Source organism: Parapusillimonas granuli (assembly GCF_013416525.1).
GTDB lineage: Bacteria > Pseudomonadota > Gammaproteobacteria > Burkholderiales > Burkholderiaceae_B > Parapusillimonas > Parapusillimonas granuli.
In genome coordinates this window covers 568,861-589,168 of record NZ_JACCEM010000001.1, presented here as the reverse complement: position 1 = coordinate 589,168, position 20,308 = coordinate 568,861, and the positions used below count along the sequence as shown (strand labels likewise).

Here is a 20,308-nt window from a genome sequence, read left to right as displayed (position 1 = left end):
GCGGGGTCCGCAGCCTGGCCGCGTTTCCCGTCTGGGGCCAGAGCCACTGGTATGGTTTCATCTGCGTCGAAGACCTGGAAAACGACCGGGAATGGTCCGCCAGCGAAAAGACGTTTCTGCAGACCGTACGCGCCCCCGCGCCCGCCCGCGCGCGGGCGCCCGGCGGTTCCAATGCGGGGCGCGCCGCCTTGCTGAGCAAATAAAGGCGTATCATTCCGGCACGCACCCACTCCGCTGACCGATCATGTCATTTTCCACCTGGCTGGCTTTTTTCGCCGCTTCCTGGGCGATTTCATTTTCACCGGGGCCGGGCGCCATCTCGGCGATGGCCTCCGGCCTGAAGTACGGGTTCAGACGCGGCTACTGGACCACCATCGGCCTCATCCTGGGCATCCTGATCCAGTTCATGGTGGTGGCGGTGGGCCTGGGCGCCGTGCTGGCCGCTTCGGAAGTGGCTTTCGGCATCATCAAATGGCTGGGCGTGGCCTACCTGATCTATCTGGGCTGGAAGCAGTTCCGCACCGATGCCGCCCCCGTCGCGGTGGAGGCGCATGATCCCACGCCATTCCGCATACACGAGCTGGTGCTGCGCGGCTGCCTGATCAACATCACCAATCCCAAGGGCACGGTGTTCCTGATGGCGGTGGTGCCGCAGTTCCTGAACCTGGCGCAGCCGCTGACCATGCAATACGTCACGATCGCCGCCACCCTGTGCTTCACCGACCTCGTCGCCATGGGCTGCTACACCACCCTGGCCGCCCGCATCCTGCGCCTGCTGCGCAGCCCCCGGCACATCCGGTGGCTGAACCGCGGCTTCGGCGCCATGTTCATACTGGCCGGCACGGTACTGGCCTCTTTCAGCCATAACAAATAGCCGACGGCCGCCCGGGCGCCAAGCATCCGGGCCGGCCGCGCACGCTAAAATCCGACCATGAGCCTCACTCGAGAAGTCGCCCGCCGGCGCACATTTGCGATCATTTCCCACCCCGACGCGGGCAAGACCACACTGACCGAAAAACTGCTGCTGTTCGCGGGCGCCATCCAGATCGCCGGCAGCGTCAAGGCGCGCAAGGCCAGCCGCCACGCCTCGTCCGACTGGATGGAAATCGAAAAGCAGCGCGGCATTTCGGTGGCGTCGTCGGTCATGCAGATGGAATACCGCGATTGCGTGATCAATCTGCTGGACACCCCCGGGCACCAGGACTTCTCCGAAGACACCTATCGGGTGCTGACGGCGGTGGACGCCGCCCTGATGGTGATCGACGCCGCCAACGGCGTGGAGCCGCAGACCAAGCGCCTGCTGCAAGTGTGCCGGGCCCGCAACACCCCCATCCTGACCTTCATCAACAAGCTCGACCGGGAAGTGCGCGAGCCCCTGGACCTGCTGTCCGAAATAGAATCCCACCTGGGCATGGACACCGTGCCGTTCTCCTGGCCGGTGGGCATGGGCCGTTCCTTCGGCGGCGTGTTCGACATCCGGCAGGGCCGCATGCGGGTGTTCCGCGCCGGCCAGGAACGCCGCCACGATGACGAAGACGAATTCATCGAAGGCCTGGACAACCCCGAGATCGCCCGCCGCTACGGCGACGCCTATGCCAAGGCCCGCGAAGAAATCGAGCTCATCCAGGCCGCCTCGCCCGAATTCGACCACGAGGCCTTCCTGGGCGGCAAGCAGACGCCGGTGTTCTTCGGCTCCGCCATCAACAATTTCGGCGTCCAGGAAGTCCTGGACGCGCTGGTGGATCTGGCCCCGCATCCCGGCCCGCGGCAGGCCGTGCAGCGTGAGGTGCAACCCGACGAGCCCAGATTCAGCGGCGTGGTGTTCAAGGTGCAGGCGAACATGGATCCGGCCCACCGCGACCGGGTCGCCTTCGTGCGGGTCAGCTCGGGACGCTTCGAGCGCGGCATGAAGCTGAAGATCGCCCGCAACGGCAAGGAAATGCGGCCCAACAACGTGGTGTCCTTCCTGTCGCAGCGGCGCGAACTGCTCGACGAGGCCTATGCCGGAGACATCATCGGCATCCCCAACCATGGCGTGCTGCAGCTGGGCGACGTGCTGACCGAAGGCGAGCACCTGCAATTCACCGGCCTGCCCTTCTTCGCGCCGGAACTCTTCCAGGCCGTCGAAGTCAAAGATCCTCTGCGGACCAAGCAACTGCGCATCGGACTGACCCAGCTCGGGGAAGAAGGCGCCATCCAGGTCTTCCGGCCCGAGGCGGGCGGCGGCGCCCTGCTCCTGGGCGCGGTGGGCCAGCTTCAGTTCGAAGTGGTGGCGCACCGCCTCAAGACTGAGTATGGCGTCGAGGCGCGGCTCATGCCTTCACGTTACAACATGGCACGTTGGTTTACAGCCGAGGATCCGAAGGTGCTGCAAAAATTCATGAGCTCCAACGCCGCCAACATCGCCTATGATGTCGTCGACGCGCCGGCCTTCCTGGCGTCTTCGCCGGCGCAATTGCGGGTGGCGCAGGAGCTTTATCCCGGAATCGAATTCCATGCCATGCGGGAACACGGCGGGAAAGTGTTCGCGCAATCCGCATAGGCGTGCCGGCGCGGCCGTGCCTGGCGCAGGCCGGGCATTCCACGGCATTGCGGAGGGAAATGCCCGGCTTACGTACTATACTGGGCATCGGTTTCCAGACAGAGGACTAGGATGTCGTGGCGTTTTATCTTGGTGGCTTTATTTTTGGCGGCGGGCGCATCGGCCTGGGGCGGCCTGCAGCTGGGTAACTGGCTGGTGGCGCATGGCCCGGCCGCGCCCGTGATCGAAGAGCGCCCGGAACTTTCATCGGTGCCCGTGCTGGACGCCAACGGCCTGCCCTTCGTGGCCCAGCCGCCCCAGCCGCTGGTGAACGGCCGGCTCGGCATACCCGAGCTGCCCGACAGCTATCCCTGGGAAGTGTCCGAGGCCTCCATCGACGAACTCAAGTCGAATCCCACCATAGACATCGCCACCACCACGATCACCATGGACGAAGCGCGCCAGATTGCGGAATCCATGGGCGAAGGGCAAAGCCTGCAAGGCATTGCCGATGTCGGCAGCCTGGGCCTGGGCGCCGGCCAGGCGGCCGGGCAGAACATGCCGCTGCAGCCCATAGAGGTGGCGCCGCCCCCGCCGCCGCCCCCACCGGTGGTCACGCCGCAAGCCGCGGGCGGAAACCAGTGGCAGGCCGCTCTGCGCCAGGAATTGCAGGCCTGCAGCGCGCTGGGCTTCTTCGATCGCCCCAGTTGCGCATGGGCCGCGCGCAACAAGTATTGCGAACCCAACAATGGCTGGGGCCGCGTCCGCGACTGCCCGGCCAAGTCCTTCTGAGCGCCGCGCTTTCCCGCGGGCTTATTCTTCCATTTGCGACTGCAGGTAGTTCTGCAGCCCGACCCGCTGCACCAGCTCCATTTGGGTTTCGAGCCAGTCGATGTGCTCTTCCGTATCGTTCAGGATATCCTGGAAGAGGTCGCGCGTGACGTAGTCGCGCACGGATTCGCAATAGGCCATGGCTTCTTTGACGGTGGCCTGGGCGGCGACTTCCAGCCTGTGGTCACAGGAAAGGATCTCGGGGACGTCTTCGCCGATCAGCAGCTTGTGCAGGTCCTGCAGATTGGGCAGGCCGTCAAGCATGAAAATGCGCTCTATCAGGCGATCGGCGTGCTTCATTTCGTCGATCGATTCTTCGTATTCGTGCTTGCCCAGCTTGTTGAAGCCCCAGTGGTTCAACATGCGAGCGTGCAAAAAATACTGATTGATGGCGGTCAGCTCGTTCTTGAGTTGCGCATTCAGATGCTGAATGATGATGGGGTCGCCTTTCATGGCCGTGCTCCTGAAACTAAGATGGATCAATTGCAAGGCTACCATGAGCAGGCGGCAAATACAGCCTTGCGCAGGGCCGGAAGGCGCGCCAATACTGGCGTTGCGGGGTTTTACTGAGAATGGGAATGACTAGTCTTATGACTGCGTTTATGCCGGGCCCCGGCGCAAAGCGCCTAGATTTGCGGCTTGCCGCAAGGCGCACGCAAACAGGCGCCTGAAAAAGCGCGCTGGAAGGCCGAATGATGCCCCGCGTTTGGCTCGCGAGAAACCATGCCCAGGAAGTTGCTACGAGACGTTACAAGGCAGCGGCTTAAGCCGTGCAGGCGCGACGGAAGGCGATTTCGGTGAAATCGACTTGCACGACGACGGGGTCGTTGGCGGCCGCGGCGGCGACCGCGCTGACGCCATGGTGCACCGTGACCTGGCCCGCATACCGGCCGCCGGGCAAATATTCGGCAGCTGTGTCGGCGCAGCAGCCGCAGCAGGAGGCCACCCCCAGCTGACCTTGAAGGTCGGCCATGGAAGAGGCGCCGTCGGCTACCGCAGCCTGGACTTGACGCTCGGTGATAGCATTACAGACACAAATAAACATGAGAATAATTATCATCCGGTTTTCGTCAGAAAGCAAGCCGCCGAAAACAAGAATGACGCGCCGGTGCGACGGCAGGGGCCGCCTGCCTTGCGGCGTTGGCCTCAGGCGCGCTCGAGCGCGGCCCTGGCCTTGCGCAGGATGGCCGGTTCTATGCCGGCGGCTTCCCGGTATTTGGCCACGGTGCGGCGGGCGATGACGATGCCCTGTTCGGCCAGCTTGAGCGCCAATTGATTGTCCGACAAAGGCTTTTTGCCGGATTCTTCACTGACCAGCTTGACGATCAGCGAACGCACGGCCGTCGCCGAGGTGGATGCGCCGTCCTCCGTCTGCAGCGCGGCGCCGAAGAAGCGCCGCAGTTCGATCACGCCCCAGGGCGTCTGGGCATACTTGTGCTTCGTCGCGCGCGAGACGGTGGACTCGTGCAGGTCGAGCTCCTGGGCGATGTCGCGCAGCACCAGCGGCCGCATGGCGCCGACGCCGCGCTCGAAATAATCGTGCTGCTTGTCGACCACCGCCTGGGCCACCCGCAAAATGGTGACGAAGCGCTGGTTCACGCTTTTGATCAGGCCTTGCGCCTGCTGCAGCTGCGAGTGCATGGCGGGCGCGGGAGGGGATTCGTCCAGCAGTTCCTGGTATACCGGATTGACCCTGAGCCTGGGCATGACGGCGGGATTCACGCTGGCGACCCAGCGGTTGCGCGACTTCCTGATCAAGACGTCGGGCGTGATGTAATCGGCCAGCTTGGTGGCCCAATGCCTGCCGGGCCTGGGCTCCAGCCGCAAAAGCAGGCCGTGCGCCGCCCGCAGGACCTCCTGCTCGCAGCCCAGCGCGGCCCGCAGCCGGGCCAGATTGCCGGAAGCCAGCAGCGGCAGGTGCTCCTTGGCGATTTCGCTCGCCAGCCGAAAGACCTCGTCGGGTTCGCCGCCGCCCGCGCGGTGACGGGACAGCTGGGCAAGCTGCAGGCACAGGCATTCATCGAGCGACCGGGCGCCGACGCCGGGCGGGTCGAAGGATTGCACCAGGGCCAGCGCGGCCTGCAACTCGTCGAGCTCGACCCCCAGCTCGGGCGGCAGGCAGGCGAGCACGTCTTCGAGCGCGGTCGGCAAATAGCCCTTGTCGTCCAGCTCTTCGATCAGTATCGAGGCCAGCGCCATGTCGCGCGGGCCGGCGCGCGTCAGGCGCAGTTGCTGCAGCAAATGCTCCTGCAGCGTCTCTTCCAGGGCGGCTTCGGGGCGAACGGGCTCGTCGTCGGCGGAGCCGGCGGACGCCCGGGGCCCGGCGTCCACGGACATCCAGCGCTCGTCCTGGGATTGGGCCTCGTCCGCTACCGCATCGGGCGCAACAGTGTCATACTCTTCCTCACGTTCGAGCAGAGGGTTGTCCAGCAGGGCCTGGGCCACTTCCAGTTCGAGCTCGTGAGTGGACAATTGCAGGAATTTTATGGATTGCTGCAATTGCGGGGTCAGCGCCAGGTGCTGATGCTGCCGTAGCTCTAAAGATTGACGCGAATGCATATAGTTAAAATAGTTGTATGAAATCAGACTCCCAAGTACAGCAGCCCACCGGCCAGGACCGCGCCCTGTTGCGCAATACCTTGCTGAAGCTCACCGCGGTGCAAAAAATCGTTTGCGCGGCGGTCATCGCCGTGACGGCCCTGATCTGGTACGACCTGCTGAAGCGCCTGGTGGCGTTTGGCCGCGGCATTGATTATGGCGGTTTGCACGCGCTGGGCGGCCAGGCCATTGCGCTGCTGAAGCAATACAACCCCTTCTTCTGGTGGGCGGTGGTTGCCTTGTGCACGCTTATTATTGCCTATTTTCTATATGGCTTCGTCCAGGCCATGCAACGCCGCAGCCGGGCGCGGGTGGTCAGCGAGGAAACCATCGCCCTGCTTGCGGCGCGCTTGTCCGAGCCCGCGCGCGAAGTCCTGCGCTGGGCCTGGCACGACCGCCGCGAACCGGTCACTGTGGGGGATCTGCAACGCGCCTACACCGAATTGCGCAGCGGCCGGCACGACCGCATCACCCTGGCCCGCCGCCACCAGGCGCTGCTTGCGCCCGCTTCCGAAGCCCTTCCCGGGCGCGCCGGCATGCCTTAGCGCAGTGCCGCGGCGCACGGCGCCGGCCCCTGAAAACGCAAGCCCCGCCGCCCGGGGCGCTTGCATTGGCCGGCGAAGTGTGTTTGACTATATGTTATGAAGCCTGAACACGTCCTTCCCCACAACGCTCCGGTACGCAGCCACGCTGCGTCGCCCGCGTTGCGTGTTCGCCGCGCTCCCGCGCGGCTTGCGCTCGCTTCCTCGCTGTCGCTACTACTACCGATCGGTTGCCGGGCCTAGCGTCCGTGGCAGTTCGGCAGCCGCAATCCGCCACATCCCCCGTTTTCGTCACCGTCATGTTTGCAAGAGCCCGCCAGCGCGGCTCCGGTGGCCGTAAATCCAGATAATCCAGCCATACCAATAGGTGTCACCATGATCGCCCAACCTTCCGACAAATACCGTCCTTTCGTTCCGTTCGACCGTGATTTTTCCGAACGCACCTGGCCCAGCAAGCGCATCACCCATCCCCCCATCTGGATGAGCACCGATCTGCGCGACGGCAACCAGTCGCTGATCGAGCCCATGAGCGTGGAACGCAAGCTGCGCTTCTTCGAACAGCTGGTGAAAATCGGCTTCAAGGAAATCGAAGTCGGTTTTCCGTCCGCGTCGCAAACCGACTTCGATTTCGTGCGCAAACTGGTCGACGAAAACCGCATCCCCGACGACGTCACCATCATCGTGCTGACCCAATCGCGCGAGGACCTCATCCGCCGCACGGTGGAATCGGCCGCCGGCGCGAAGAACGCGATCGTGCACCTGTACAACGCCTGCGCCCCCGCGTTCCGCAAGATCGTGTTCGGCATGGGCAAGGAAGAGGTCAAGCAAATCGCGCTGTCGGGCACCCGGCTGATCAAGGAATTGACCGCGCAGCACCCTGAAACCACCTGGCGCTACGAGTATTCGCCCGAAGTCTTCAGCACGACGGAGCCCGAGTTCGCGCTGGAAGTGTGCAATGCCGTCACCAAGGCATGGCAGCCCACGCCGGAATCCAAGATCATCTACAACCTGCCGGCCACGATCGAGGCCACCACGCCCAATTTGTACGCCGACCAGATCGAATGGATGCACAACAACCTGGACCAGCGCGACTGCATCGTGCTCAGCGTGCACCCGCACAATGACCGCGGCACGGCGGTCGCCGCGGCGGAATTCGCCGTCATGGCCGGCGCCGACCGCATCGAAGGCTGCCTGTTCGGCAACGGCGAGCGCACGGGCAACGTCGACCTGGTCACCCTGGCGCTCAACCTGTACACGCAAGGCGTCCATCCGGGCCTGGACTTCTCCGACATCGACGAAGTGCGCCGCTGCGTGGAATACTGCAACCAGTTGCCAGTGCACCCGCGCCATCCTTACGCGGGCGATCTGGTCTTCACGGCCTTCTCGGGTTCGCACCAGGACGCCATCAAGAAGGGCTTCGCCTGCCAGAAGGCCGACGCGCTCTGGGAAGTGCCCTATCTGCCCATCGATCCGGCCGACCTGGGCCGCAGCTACGACGCGGTCATCCGCGTCAACAGCCAGTCCGGCAAGGGCGGGGTGTCGTACTTGCTGGAACAGGAACACGGTCTGGTCCTGCCGCGCCGCCTGCAGATCGAATTCAGCCGCGCGATCCAGCGCGTCACCGACGAAACGGGCGCGGAAGTGACGGCGTCGCAGGTGTTCGATATTTTCTCGGAGGAATACCTGGAGCAAACCAGCCCCTGGAAGCTGGTGCGCCACCGCATCACGGGCGACCCGAAGGCACAGGCGGGGCAGCAGTTTGAAATCGAGGTCGAACTCGAGAAGGACGGCGTGGTCCACAATCTGGTGGGCCGTGGCGACGGCGCGATTTCGGCGTTCGTGGACGCGGTGGACGGGAAAGTGAAAATCATGGACTACCATGAGCACGCGATCGGCACGGGTACGGACACTCGGGCGGCGTGCTATGTCGAATTGCGCGTGGGGGATTCGCCCACCGGTTTCGGGGTGGGCATCCATGGCGACATCGTCACGGCTTCGTTCCTGGCCATCCTCAGCGCGGTGAACCGACACGCGGCGACGCAGCAGGTGGAGGCTTTGGCGGCTTGAGTGTTTTACGGAACCGGGCTTTCATGGCCCGGCCCTGAACTGCCGTGTAAGTCGGAGGGCTCCTTTGGGAGCCCTTTTTTTTGCCGCCGGGCCGTCCCAAGGCAAAAACACCCCCTTGGAGGGCAGCAAGCCGAAGGCGCGGCGTGGGGGCTTTTTGGGCTCGGTACGGCAACCTAGGGTTATCTCTGTCACGCCTAAGAAATACTTCCTGTCTAATATGTAGCGTTTTCACTCTTCCTGTTTGGAACCGTGCCTTGCTGATCGCGCAAATTTCAGACCTGCATATACAACTGGGCGGCCAGAACGAACACCTGATCTCCGCCCACCGGCACCTGGCCACTTGCGTCGACGCGCTGAACGCCCTGCTTCCGCGGCCTGACCTGGTCGTCGCCACGGGCGACCTGACCGAGCATGGCAAGCCCGAAGAATACCAAGTCCTGAAGCAGGAACTCGACCGCCTGGCGATGCCCTTCATCCTGATCGCCGGCAACCACGACGACCCGGCCACGTTGCGGGCCGGGTTTCCCGAGCATCACTGGATGCGGGACGCGGAGCCGTTTCTCCAGTACACCATCGACACCTGGCCTTTGCGCATCGTCGCCCTGGACACCACCCTGCCCCGGCGCGGCGACGGCGGGCTCTGCGACGCCCGGCTGGAGTGGCTGGCGCAGACCCTGGCCGAGCAGCCGGATCGCCCCACCCTCATCCTCATGCATCACCCGCCGTTTGAAACCGGTATCAGAAGAATGGACGAGCTGGGGCTGCTGCAAGGGCGCGAGGCCTTCGCGCGGGTCATCGAACCCTATCGCAACATAGAACGCATACTTTGCGGGCATTTGCACCGCAGCATCGTCTGCCGCGTCGGCGGCACGGTGGCGTCCACCTGCCCCGGCACGGCCCATCAGATCGCGCTCGACCTGCGCGAAGACGCCCGGCTGCTGTTCAATTTCGAGCCGCCCGGATATCAATTGCATTGGTTCGGCCCGCAGGGGCTGGTCAGCCACCAAGCCGTCATCGGCGACTTTCCGGGCCCTTACGGCTTGTAGGGCCTCATACCATGACCACCATCACCCTGGACAACATCACCAAGCGCTACGGCAGCGCCCCCCCGGCCGTGAACGACATCAGCCTGCGCATCGAAGCGGGCACGCTGACGGTGCTCCTGGGCCCGTCGGGCTGCGGGAAGTCGACCACGCTCCGGATGATCGCCGGCCTGGACCACCCCAGCTCGGGCCGCATACGCATCGGCGAGCGTGATGTCACCGAGCTGCCGCCCTCGCAGCGCCAGATCTCCATGGTGTTCCAGTCCTATGCGCTGTTTCCGCATCTGTCGGTCCGGGAGAACATTCTTTTCGGCCTGAAGGTGCGCAAAGAACCCAAGGCGCAATTCGGGCCGCGCCTGGCCAAGGTCGCTGCGCTGCTGGGACTGGAACAACTGCTGGACCGCAAGCCCGCGCAGCTTTCCGGAGGCCAGCAGCAGCGTGTGGCGCTGGGCCGGGCGGTGATCTCCGAAGCGCCCATCTGCCTGATGGACGAGCCGCTTTCGAATCTCGATGCGCAGCTGCGGCACGAGATGCGGCGCGAGATCCGCGCCCTGCAGCAGAAGCTGGGCATCACCATGGTGTACGTGACGCACGACCAGACCGAAGCCATGAGCATGGCGGACCGCGTCGTGCTGCTCAACGGCGGCAACATCGTCCAGAACGACACGCCGGACCGGCTGTACGGGCGGCCCAGTTCCGAGTTCTCGGCGCGCTTCATCGGCACGCCGCCCATGAATCTGATCAAGCTGAATCCGCAGACCCGGCAGTTGCTCGCCCGGCACGGCCACCCGGAAGCCGCCGAGCACGCCGGCGCGCAGACCCTGGGCATACGGCCCGAGCACCTGCGTCTTTCCGACGAGCACGGCCTGCCCGCCACGGTAGAAAGCGTCGAGTACTTCGGCGCCGATTCCATCGTGATCTGCTCGCTGGGCGGCAACACGGGCATTGCGGTCCGCGAGGCGGGGCACATGCATGCCGCCGCCGGCGCCACCGTGCAGCTCCAATGGAGCGCCGACCGGCAACATTTCTTTGACGCAACGGGCAACGCCCTTACTTGACAGGAACCATCATGCGACGAAACTTTCTGAAAACCCTGGCATTCGCTTTCGCCGGCGCTTTCTGCGCCGCTCCCGCATGGACGCAGGCTCAGCAGGTGGAGCTGGAGTTCTACTACCCCGTTGCCGTGGGCGGGCCGATCACCAAGATCGTGGACGGCATGGTGAGCGATTTCGAGAAAAGCCACCCCGACGTCAAGATCAAGTCCATCTATGCCGGCTCCTACCAGGACTCGGTGGCCAAGGCGCTGACCGCCCACAAAGGCGGCAATGCGCCGCAAATCGCGGTCCTGCTGTCCACCGACATGTTCACCCTGATCGACGAAGGCGCCATCGTGCCTTTCGACCCGCTGATCACGTCGGACGAAGACAAGAAGTGGGCATCGGGCTTCTACAAGGCCTTCATGGCCAACAGCCAGACGGGCGGCAAGACCTGGGGCATTCCCTTCCAGCGCTCGACCATCGTCATGTACTACAACAAAGAGCTCTTCAAGCAGGCGGGGCTGGATCCGAACACGCCTCCCGGCACCTGGGAACAACTGGTGGAGTACGGCAAGAAACTGACCAAGACCGACGCCTCGGGCCAAGTGACCCAATGGGGCCTCGAGATCCCGTCGGGCGGCGCCTTCGCGTACTGGCTGTTCCAGGCCCTGACCACGCCGAACGATGCGCTGCTCATGAATGAAGCCGGCAACGAAGTCTACATGGACAAGCCGGCCGTGATCGAAGCGGTGCAATTCTGGCACGACTTGGCCTACAAGCACAAAATCATGCCCACGGGGACCATAGACTGGGGCACCACGCCCAAGGACTTCCTGGTCGGCAAGACCGCCATGATGTGGACCACCACCGGCAACCTGACGAACGTGCGCAAGAACGCCACGTTCGAGTTCGGCGTGGCCCCCATGCCCAAGGCCAAGCGCGGCGGCAGCCCCACCGGCGGCGGCAATTTCTATCTGTTCAAGTCGGCGACGCCCGAACAGCAGAAAGCGGCGCTCAAGTTCGTGAAGTGGATGACCAGCCCCGAGAATGCGGCCGCCTGGAGCATCGCCACCGGCTACGTGGCCGTCAGTCCCGCCGCCTGGGAAACCGAGGCTATGAAGAACTACGTGAAAGAAGTGCCGCAGGCCGTGGTCGCGCGCGACCAGCTGGAAGTCAGCGTGGCGGAGTTCTCGACACACGACAACCAGCGCGTCACCAAGATCCTGAATGACAACCTGCAAGCGGTGCTGACCAACGCCAAGACGCCCGCTCAGGCCATGAAGGACGCCCAGCGCGACGCGGACCGCATCCTCAGGCCCTACAAATAAGCATGAGGCCGTCGCTCAACGCGGTATATGGCTGGCTGCTCCTGCTGCCGGCCATCGTCCTGCTCGCCGCATTCACGCACTACCCGGCGCTGGCCACCCTGTGGAGCAGCTTCCAGTCCACGCCCAAGGCCAGCCGGCCCGCGGTGTTCGTGGGCCTGGACAACTACGCCGCCATGGCCGACGACCCGGTGTTCTGGCAGGCGCTGTGGAACAACCTGGCCTATGCCCTGATCACCATACCGGTGTCGGTGGCCATCGCGCTGGTGATGGCGCTCTGGGTGAACCGGCAGATCGCCGGCCGCGGCTTCCTGCGGCTGGCCTATTTCACGCCCACCGTCCTGCCCATGGTGGCGGTGGCGAACATCTGGCTGTTCTTCTATACGCCGCAATACGGCCTGGTGGACCAGATCGCGGGCCTGTTCAACTTGCCGGGCATGAACTGGCTGGGCAGCCGCTCGACGGCCCTGCCGGCCCTGATGATCGTGACCATCTGGAAGGAATCCGGCTTCTTCATGATCTTCTATCTGGCCGCACTGCAGCAGATCTCGCCCTCGCTGCGCGAGGCCGCCATGCTGGAAGGCGCTTCCCGCTGGCAGTATTTCTGGCGCGTGCTCCTGCCGCTGCTCATGCCGACCACCCTGTTCGTGCTCATCAACGCGCTGATCAACGCCTTCCGGCTGGTGGACCACGTCCTGGTGATGACCAAAGGCGGGCCGGACAACGCCAGCACCCTGCTGCTGTTCTATATCTATGAAGTGGGATTCAGTTATTGGGATACTGCGTATGCCGCCACGCTGTCGGTGGTGCTGCTGCTGATCCTGTCGCTCACCGCCCTGATCAAGTTCCGCTGGCTGGACCGGCGGACGCACTACCAATGACTCATAAACTCGACACCCTGGGCGCCTGGCTGCTGGGCCTGCTGTGGTTCCTGCCGCTGGCGTACACCTTGTGGGCGGCTTTCCACCCCTCGGCCTATGCCACGCAGTTCGACCTGACCGCGCCGCTGACGCTGGACAACTTCGTGGCGGCGTGGCATGCCGCGCCTTTCGCCAGGTATTTCCTGAACACCTTCATCCTGGTCACCATGGTGCTGGCGGCCCAGCTGGTGCTGTCGACGCTGGCGGCCTATGCCTTCGCGCGCTTCGAATTCCCGGGCCGCGACTTCATGTTCATGCTGGTGCTGCTGCAGCTGATGATCATGCCCGACGTGCTGATCGTCGAGAACTACCGGCTGATGTCCTGGCTGGGGGTGCGCGACACCATCTTCGCGGTGGGGCTGCCGTATTTCGCGTCGGCCTTCGGCATTTTCCTGCTGCGGCAGACGTTCAAGACCGTGCCGCGCGAACTGGAAGAGGCGGCGCGGGTGGAAGGCGCCAACCGCTGGCAGATTCTGCTGAAGATCTACGTGCCGCTGGCCAAGCCGGTGTACGTCGCCTATGGGCTGGTTTCGGTCAGCCACCACTGGAACAACTTCCTGTGGCCGTTGATCATCACCAACTCGGTCGAGACGCGCCCGCTGACGGTGGGCCTGCAGGTGTTCGCGTCGACGGACCAAGGGATAGACTGGTCGATCATCACCGCCGCCACGCTGCTGAGCGCCGCGCCGCTGCTGGTCGGCTTTTTGCTGTTCCAGCGGCAGTTCGTGCAGTCCTTCATGCGGGCGGGGATCCGGTAGCGGGGCCGGCGCGCCTGCCTTCCAACGGCAGCGGGCCCCGGCCTAATACCCCACCACCAGCCCGGGCACGTCGACGGTGACGTGCTGGCGTTCGAGCGCCAGCACCGCGTTACGGGCGAAGGCGCCTACGGCCTGCTGGTCCTGCGCGAACCCGGTGTAGCCCTGGGCGTCGGCCACGCCCAGGATCTTGTCCAGCAGCAAGACCTTGCCGCTGGGCCGCAGGGGTTCGCAGCCCAGCCGCTCCCATTCGTGGTCGAACCAATCGCGCGCCGCGCGCGTTGCCTCGGGGGCGTGCTGGACGTCCACGTCGAGTTCGATTTCCTGGCGGCCGTTGAAGATGATTTTTACCGTGCCTCGCATCGACGCCCCCGCTACCATTTGGGCGCCGGTTCCCAGATGACGTCGGCATCGTGCTCGCGCGACAGGCGCAGCATGGCCAGCAATGGGAAAGCGCGGCGGCGGAAGCTGACGGACTGGGAAATGGGGTGGGTCTTGGAGTCGTTATCGTCGTCGTTGTCGGTGTATTCGGTTTCGGTATCGAGCGCCATGGCGTGTTCGATGCCTTTGATGGCGTCGTCCAGCTGGTCGCGCGTGATGACGCCGCGTTCGGGCAGGGTATCGGTATAAGGCTTGCCCGCGGCTTTGAGGATGGGCAGGGCGTGCTTGGAGAACATCAGCACTTCGGCGGCTGCTTTAGAGTGAAAGACGACTAGCATTTCGGTTTCCCTCAATAGACACAACCATACACTACCCTATCTTCAAAAGCCTGCCAAGCGGGAAGATACGGCATGCCCACACGCCGGAGCCGCCATGCCGAAAATGCCGTCCATCGCCGGATTATCCCGCCACGCCTTGCTGGTCTCATGCCTGCTGTGCCCGCCGGCATACGGCCAAGGCGTCTGCGGCCCGCCCGCCCTGGGCGACCCGTGCATGCTCGGCGGGGTTGCGGCGGCGGGCGCGGCCGAGCCCGTGCTGGGGGTGGGCGCCGGCAATCCCGTCCATCTCGCCACGGGCAACAAATACCAGCATGAAATCGACCTGCCCGCGGGCCCGCAGGCGCCCGACCTGGAACTCGTGCGCCACTATAACGCCCTGGCGCCGCGGCACGGCGTCCTCGGCCGCGGCTGGGCGCTGTCCTACGACACCCGGCTGCGCCGCGCCGGCGCGCGCTGGCGGGTCGTCCAGGCCGACGGCAGCCACATCGAATTCCAGGGCGCCGCCGGCGCACCGCTTCCCAACGCGCACGGCTCGCTGCGGCGCGAAGGGCGGCACTGGGTCTGGCGCTGGCCCAACGGCCGTGCCCTGTGGTTCGACGCCCAGGGCGATCTCAGCCGCATCGTGCAACCCCGGGCCGCGGGGCCGCAAGGGGCCGGGCCTCTCGCGGGCGCCGGCTCCGCGGGGGGCCGGGGCGCCGCCATAGAGCGCAACACCGGCTCCGGCCCGCTGGCCGGGACGATAGCGCGCATTACGGCGCCCGACGGAACGGCGCTGGTTTTTCATTATCGCGTCGCTGCCGGCGCCGCGTACCTGGACCACGTCGACACCCGCCATGGCCGCTTCCAGTACCGGTATGACGACAACGGCGCCGAACCGCGCCTGTCGGCCGTCATCCGCCCCGACGGCATGCGGCGCCTGTATCGGTACGAGGCCGCGCTGCAGTCGGGCAATACCCATGCCCTGACCGGCGTGGAAATCGCCGATGCCAGCGGCACCCAGGTGGAGCGCCTGAACACCTGGTCCTACGACCGCCAGGGCCGCGTCACCCTGGCCATCGCCGGGGATCCCGCCCGCCCCCGCGCGCGCCTCGCCATCGAATACCCGCAACCCGCGTCCGCGACGCAGGACGGCCTGACGGTGGTGCATGGCGGCACCGCGCAAAGCACGCGCTTCCGCATCGGCCTGCGCGGGGGCCGCCATGTGCTGCTGGAATCGGGCGGCCCCGCCTGCCCCGGCTGCCCGCCTTCCGGGCAGCGCGCCGCATACGACAGCCACGGCCGCCTGATCCGCCTGAACGATACCGTGCTGGCCCGCGACGCCCACGGCCGGCTGCGGTCGGTCGCGCCCCATGCCCCGGGCTGGCCGGGCCTCGTGCTGCATTACCATGCCGGCGAACGCCGGCATGCGTGGTCGTCCGAACTGACCGGCCAGGAAATCCTGCACTACACGCCCGCCGGCCTGCCGCGGCAGCGCATCTTCGCCAACGGCGACGGCACGCGCTATGACTACGACGGCCAGGGGCGGCCGCTGCGCATCACCCACACCTCCGGCGCGCTCAGCGACGCCACGACGCTCGCCTGGAAAGGCGCCGTGCCGCTGCGCATACAGCATCCGCATGAAACCGAGACGCGCGCCTACGACGACCGCCGGCGCCTGCGCCGCAGAACCGTGAACCGCATGTCCGCACGGCCGGGCGCAACGCTGAACTACAGCGAATCCTTCGACTACGACGATCAAGACCGCCTGGTGGCGCACCATCTGCCCGAAGGCGGGTCGGTCCGCTACCGGTGGGGGGCGGGCACGCGGCTGCTGGCGATCGTCTGGCACCCCGAGCAGGGCGAGCCGCAAACCGTCATCGACAGCGTGCCGGGGCTGGCCGGATACCGCTACGGCAACGGCCTGCACCTGCACGTGGCCGCCGGCAAAGATCGGCAAGCCAGGCAGCTGGCGCTGTCCAGCGAAGCGGCGCTGCTGTGGGTGGCCGATCTGGCCTACGACCGCCGCGGGCTGCTCAGCCATGAAACCCATCACCTGCCCGGCCATGCAGCAAGCGCCACGCAGCGCTATGCCCATGACGCCGACGGCCGGCTCGCCGCCCATGAAGGCCCATCGGGGCAGTCCACCTGGTTTGCCTGGAACGGCGACGGCTCCCTGGCGCTCGGCCGCCGCGCGGGCGCCACCGTCCGCCCCGGCATTCCGCGCGATGCCTCGGGCCTGCCGCGGTCGGTGGGCGACTACACGCTGAGCTACGGCGCGAACCGGCGCCTGGCGCGGGTGAGCCGGGACGGCCGCCCCGTGGCCGACTACCTGCACAATGCCTTCGGCTACCGGATCATCAAGCGCAGCGCCACGGGCAATGTCGACTACTTCCACCTGGACAACCGTCTGGTCGCGGAAACCCGGCACGCGGCCGGCCAGGCGCCCCAGTCCGCCGAGCCGGGGCGCCTGCGGGTCGGCAGGCGCTATCTGTACGCGCAGCATGTGCCGGTCGGCTTCATCGACTATCCCGCACACGGCAAGGGCCCGGCCGTCTTGTATGCCGTGCATGCCGACACCATCGGCGCGCCGGTGCTGGTCACCGACGCCCGGCGGGACATCCGCTGGTCGGCCCGCTACGGGCCGGGCGGCGAAGCGCAGGACGTCCGCGGCGATCTGACGCTGGACTTGCGGCTGCCCGGGCAGGTGCACGATGCCGAGACCGGCTGGCACGACAACCTGCTGCGCACCTACCTGCCCGGGCAAGGGCATTATCTCGAACCGGACCCGCTGGGTCCCTTGCCGGGGCAGCAGGCGCTGGGCTATGCCCGGCAGCAGGCGCGCCGGCACATCGACCCCATGGGCCTGCTGCTCTTCGCCTTCGACGGCACGCGCCAGAGCGCCGACACGCACAGCAACGTCTGGAAGCTGAGCCAGGCTTACGGCGACGGCCCCGCCCACTATCACGCCGGGCCGGGCAATTCGCTCTACCTGGACTGGGACGCGGTCACGGGCTGGCAGGCGTCGCGCATCATCCAGACGCAGTGGCAATCGCTGCTGAACGGCCTGCACGGCGCATCGGGCAGCCGCGAGCACGTGCCCATAGACATCATCGGCTTTTCCCGGGGGGCCGCCCTGGCGCGCCACTTCGGCAACCTGGTCGCCGAGCGGGTGCAAGGGCGGCTTTTCAGCTACGACGACCCGCTGCGCGGGCCCATACGGACCTGTGTCGACTTGCGGTTCATGGGCCTGTTCGACACCGTCGCGCAATTCGGCCTGGCCGGCAGCCAAAACAGCCAGTACGATCTCGGCATCGCCGCGGCCTGGGACTGGGTGGCCCACGCCGTGGCGCTGCACGAACGCCGCTGGCTCTTTCCCGTGAGCAGCGTGGCCGGCTCGGCCGGCGGCAACACCGTCGAAGCGCCCTTCATCGGGGCGCACTCCGACATCGGCGGCGGCACCCTGTACGACGACGAGGGCCGGCCATTTCGGCACGGCGACCTGTCCGATGTCGCCCTGAACTGGATGCTGTGGCAGGCCCGCGCGGCCGCGGCGGATTTCCGTCTGGCCGACCCCGCCGACCGCGAGATCAGCGCGCCCATCCTGCATGACGAACGCAGCCCCGTCCTGCGCAGCATCCAGGACGGCGACCGCAGCGTCCTGGATGCCGGCGGCGGGAAGATCCATGAATACCAGGACGAGCACCCGCGCCTGGGCCGGCGCCTGCGCGCAAGCGCGGAAGCCCTGATCGCCCGGCACGACGACTGGCGCAGCCGCGGGTCCGACGTGGGCGTCGTCGACCTGGACGGCTATGCCAGATGGCTTTACGACGAGCTTGGCTGGGGCGCTCAGCCCGGCACGGGCACGCCCTGAGCCTGCAACTGCCGACGCAGGCGGCCATATACCTGCAAGGCATTGCCGCTGAGCACCTTGCTCCGGGTCTGGGGCGGCAGCCAGGCCACGGCGTCGATATAGCGCTTGGTGTCGTCGTAGTTGTAGCCCGTCGTCGGGTCGATGCCCTTCACGGCCCCGACGATCTCGGAGCCGAACAAGATGTTCTCGGGCGGCACCACGGTCATGAGCAGTTCGATCCCGGGCTGGTGATACACGCAGGTGTCGAAAAAAACGTTCTTCATCAGCGCATCCAGCGGCGGCCTGCCCATGTTCTGCGCCAGCCCCCTGTACCTGCCCCAATGGTAGGGCACCGCGCCGCCGCCGTGCGGGATGATGAACTTGAGCGTGGGAAAGTCCTTGAACAGGTCCGAATCCAGGAACTGCATGAAGGCCGAGGTATCGCCATTGATGTAATGCGCGCCCGTGAAATGGAAATTCGGGTTGCAGGAACAGCTGGTGTGCACCATGGCCGGCACGTCCAGCTCCACCATCTTCTCGTACAGGGGATACCAGTGGCGGTCGGTGAGCGGCGGGTCCGTCCAGTAGCCGTCCGTGGGGTCGGGGTTCAGGTTGCAGCCCACGAATCCCAATTCTTCCACGCAGCGGACCAGTTCCGGGATGCAATTGGCCGGGCTGACGCCCGGCGACTGGGGCAGCTGGCAGACACCCACGAGCCGATCCGGATACAGCGAGACCGCCCGATGGATCAGGTCATTGCAATGCCGGGTCCACAGTTCGCTGGCCGCGGCGTCGCCGACGTGATGCGCCATATGGGCGGCGCGCGGCGAGAACAGCGTCAGGTCCACGCCGCGCTCGGCCTGGATGCGGATCTGCTTGCTTTCCAGGCTCTCGCGGATTTCATCATCGCTGATCCGGATTTTCGTGTCCAGCCCGCCGACGGCGCCCGCGGCGAACGCCGCTTTCTGCCGTTCGCGAAAATCGACCAGCGCGCGGGGCGCCGTCGTGTAATGACCGTGGCAATCAATGATCATTTCAACTCCATGTTGGATGCCTTGACGACGCGCGCCCACTTGTCCACCTGCTCGCGCAGGAAGGCGCCGAACTCCTCGGGCGTGCCGCCCACGGCCACCATGCCCAGCTGTTTCATCTTTTCCTTGACGACGTCCTTGCGCATGGCCTGGTTGATCTGGGCGTTCAGCACATCGATCACCGCTTTCGGCGTGCCGGCCGGCACCATGAAGCCCCACCACACCCGGGCCTCGAGTTCGGGCAGGCCGAGCTCCTTGTAGGTGGGCACGTCCGGCAGGAGATCGAAGCGCTCGGCGCTGCCGACGACCAGCGGCCGCAGGCGCTTGGCTTCGATCTGGGGCACGACCTCCAGCGGGTTCAGGAACATGAAGGAGACCCGCCCCGACACGAGGTCCACCTTGGCGGGCGCGCCGCCTTTGTAGGGCACGTGCAGCATGCTGGTGCCGGTCGTGAGCTTGAGCAGTTCCGAAGCCAGGTGCGGCGCGCTGCCGGTGCCGGCCGAGGCGAATGAAATGGCGTGGGGGTCGGCGTTGGCCTTGTCGATCACGTCCTGGAAGGACTTCAATTCCGAGCCCTGGGCGACGACCATGATGAGCGGCGCATAGCCCACATAGGCCACCGGGCTGAGATCCCGCAGCTCATTGAAGCTGCGGTTCGGATAGATGGAGGAATTGGTCGCCAGGCCGTTGGCCGCGAGCAGCATGGTGTAGCCGTCCGCGGGCGCCTTGACGACGACCTCGGTGCCGATGTTGCCGTTGGCTCCGCCGCGATTCTCCACGATCACGGCCTGCCCGGTCTGGGCGCTGATATGTTCGGCGAACAAGCGCCCCAGGGTGTCCACGGCGCCTCCCGCCGGGAAGGGCACCACCAACGTCATCGGCTTGACGGGGAATGCCGCCTGCGCGGCGGCGCCCGTGAACGGAACCCCGCCCAGGGCCAGCGCGGCGGCGGCCGCGCAGAACGCGCTTCGCCATGATTGTGTTTTCATCTCGTCTCCTTCCGCTACTTGATTTTTGAGTTCGGCTGACATGCCTGAATTCATAGTAGCGTGGCGAAAATCCGATGAATATATGGCATACCACCTAGCTG

General features: G+C 65.7%; 19 protein-coding genes. 12 read left to right on the top strand and 7 right to left on the bottom strand.

Annotated elements, in window-relative coordinates; genetic code table 11:
* The 4 genes from H0A72_RS02740 to H0A72_RS02725 all read left to right on the top strand — a co-directional run.
* A partial coding sequence (locus tag H0A72_RS02740; protein ID WP_180153508.1) for a GAF domain-containing protein occupies positions 1-203 on the top strand: 203 nt, incomplete at its 5' end.
* A gap of 41 nt (positions 204-244) precedes the next feature.
* Entirely contained in the window at positions 245-874 is a 630-nt protein-coding gene (locus H0A72_RS02735) for a LysE family transporter (protein ID WP_180153507.1), read from the top strand.
* A gap of 57 nt (positions 875-931) precedes the next feature.
* Positions 932-2,542 carry a peptide chain release factor 3 gene (locus H0A72_RS02730; protein WP_180153506.1) on the top strand — a complete coding sequence of 537 codons (1,611 nt, stop codon included), beginning with the start codon at positions 932-934 and terminating at the stop codon, positions 2,540-2,542.
* Positions 2,543-2,674: 132 nt separating this feature from the next.
* Positions 2,675-3,313 carry a hypothetical protein gene (locus H0A72_RS02725; protein ID WP_343060220.1) on the top strand — a complete coding sequence of 213 codons (639 nt, stop codon included), beginning with the start codon at positions 2,675-2,677 and terminating at the stop codon, positions 3,311-3,313.
* Between the two features lie 21 nt (positions 3,314-3,334).
* Here H0A72_RS02725 and bfr read toward each other — a convergent pair whose 3' ends face one another.
* The 3 genes from bfr to rpoN form a co-directional block, all read right to left on the bottom strand.
* Complete coding sequence (gene bfr, locus H0A72_RS02720) at positions 3,335-3,805, bottom strand: bacterioferritin (RefSeq protein ID WP_180153504.1); 471 nt, start codon at positions 3,803-3,805, stop codon at positions 3,335-3,337.
* A gap of 310 nt (positions 3,806-4,115) precedes the next feature.
* The gene (locus tag H0A72_RS02715) at positions 4,116-4,397 is read right to left on the bottom strand and encodes a (2Fe-2S)-binding protein (protein WP_180153542.1); all 282 of its coding nucleotides are present in this window, start codon (positions 4,395-4,397) and stop codon (positions 4,116-4,118) included.
* Positions 4,398-4,498: 101 nt separating this feature from the next.
* The gene (gene rpoN, locus H0A72_RS02710; protein ID WP_180153503.1) at positions 4,499-5,911 is read right to left on the bottom strand and encodes an RNA polymerase factor sigma-54; all 1,413 of its coding nucleotides are present in this window, start codon (positions 5,909-5,911) and stop codon (positions 4,499-4,501) included.
* Between the two features lie 17 nt (positions 5,912-5,928).
* Between rpoN and H0A72_RS02705 the strand changes: the two genes are divergently transcribed.
* The 7 genes from H0A72_RS02705 (at position 5,929) to H0A72_RS02675 (ending at position 13,642) form a co-directional block, all read left to right on the top strand.
* Positions 5,929-6,495 (top strand): hypothetical protein, encoded by a 567-nt coding sequence (locus tag H0A72_RS02705; RefSeq protein WP_180153502.1) that lies wholly within the window; start codon positions 5,929-5,931, stop codon positions 6,493-6,495.
* Between the two features lie 372 nt (positions 6,496-6,867).
* Positions 6,868-8,559, top strand: a complete 1,692-nt coding sequence (gene leuA, locus H0A72_RS02700; protein ID WP_180153501.1) for a 2-isopropylmalate synthase — start codon at positions 6,868-6,870, stop codon at positions 8,557-8,559.
* Positions 8,560-8,813: 254 nt separating this feature from the next.
* Positions 8,814-9,605, top strand: coding sequence for a phosphodiesterase (locus tag H0A72_RS02695; protein WP_180153500.1), 792 nt, complete (start codon positions 8,814-8,816; stop codon positions 9,603-9,605).
* Positions 9,606-9,616: 11 nt separating this feature from the next.
* Positions 9,617-10,660, top strand: coding sequence for an ABC transporter ATP-binding protein (locus H0A72_RS02690; RefSeq protein ID WP_180153499.1), 1,044 nt, complete (start codon positions 9,617-9,619; stop codon positions 10,658-10,660).
* An 11-nt stretch (positions 10,661-10,671) separates the two neighbouring features.
* Complete coding sequence (locus tag H0A72_RS02685; protein WP_180153498.1) at positions 10,672-11,967, top strand: ABC transporter substrate-binding protein; 1,296 nt, start codon at positions 10,672-10,674, stop codon at positions 11,965-11,967.
* Positions 11,968-11,969: 2 nt separating this feature from the next.
* Positions 11,970-12,845, top strand: coding sequence for a carbohydrate ABC transporter permease (locus H0A72_RS02680; RefSeq protein WP_180153497.1), 876 nt, complete (start codon positions 11,970-11,972; stop codon positions 12,843-12,845).
* Positions 12,842-13,642 (top strand): carbohydrate ABC transporter permease, encoded by an 801-nt coding sequence (locus H0A72_RS02675; RefSeq protein ID WP_180153496.1) that lies wholly within the window; start codon positions 12,842-12,844, stop codon positions 13,640-13,642. The genes H0A72_RS02680 and H0A72_RS02675 overlap by 4 nt, the downstream gene beginning before the upstream one ends.
* Before the next feature lie 42 nt (positions 13,643-13,684).
* Here H0A72_RS02675 and H0A72_RS02670 read toward each other — a convergent pair whose 3' ends face one another.
* Together H0A72_RS02670 and H0A72_RS02665 are read right to left on the bottom strand one after the other, a co-directional pair.
* A complete protein-coding gene (locus tag H0A72_RS02670) occupies positions 13,685-14,002 on the bottom strand; it encodes a hypothetical protein (RefSeq protein WP_180153495.1) in 318 nt (105 codons plus the stop codon).
* A gap of 11 nt (positions 14,003-14,013) precedes the next feature.
* Entirely contained in the window at positions 14,014-14,358 is a 345-nt protein-coding gene (locus H0A72_RS02665) for a DUF1840 domain-containing protein (protein ID WP_180153494.1), read from the bottom strand.
* A gap of 94 nt (positions 14,359-14,452) precedes the next feature.
* On the opposite strand from H0A72_RS02665, the gene H0A72_RS02660 reads away from it, so the two are divergent.
* Positions 14,453-18,208 carry a phospholipase effector Tle1 domain-containing protein gene (locus tag H0A72_RS02660; RefSeq protein WP_180153493.1) on the top strand — a complete coding sequence of 1,252 codons (3,756 nt, stop codon included), beginning with the start codon at positions 14,453-14,455 and terminating at the stop codon, positions 18,206-18,208.
* Here H0A72_RS02660 and H0A72_RS02655 read toward each other — a convergent pair.
* Both H0A72_RS02655 and H0A72_RS02650 read right to left on the bottom strand, forming a co-directional pair.
* The gene (locus H0A72_RS02655) at positions 18,184-19,221 is read right to left on the bottom strand and encodes an amidohydrolase family protein (protein WP_180153492.1); all 1,038 of its coding nucleotides are present in this window, start codon (positions 19,219-19,221) and stop codon (positions 18,184-18,186) included. The two genes, H0A72_RS02660 and H0A72_RS02655, sit on opposite strands and share 25 nt — an antisense overlap.
* The gene (locus H0A72_RS02650; protein ID WP_180153491.1) at positions 19,218-20,207 is read right to left on the bottom strand and encodes a Bug family tripartite tricarboxylate transporter substrate binding protein; all 990 of its coding nucleotides are present in this window, start codon (positions 20,205-20,207) and stop codon (positions 19,218-19,220) included. The genes H0A72_RS02655 and H0A72_RS02650 overlap by 4 nt, the downstream gene beginning before the upstream one ends.
* Positions 20,208-20,308: the final 101 nt, after the last annotated feature.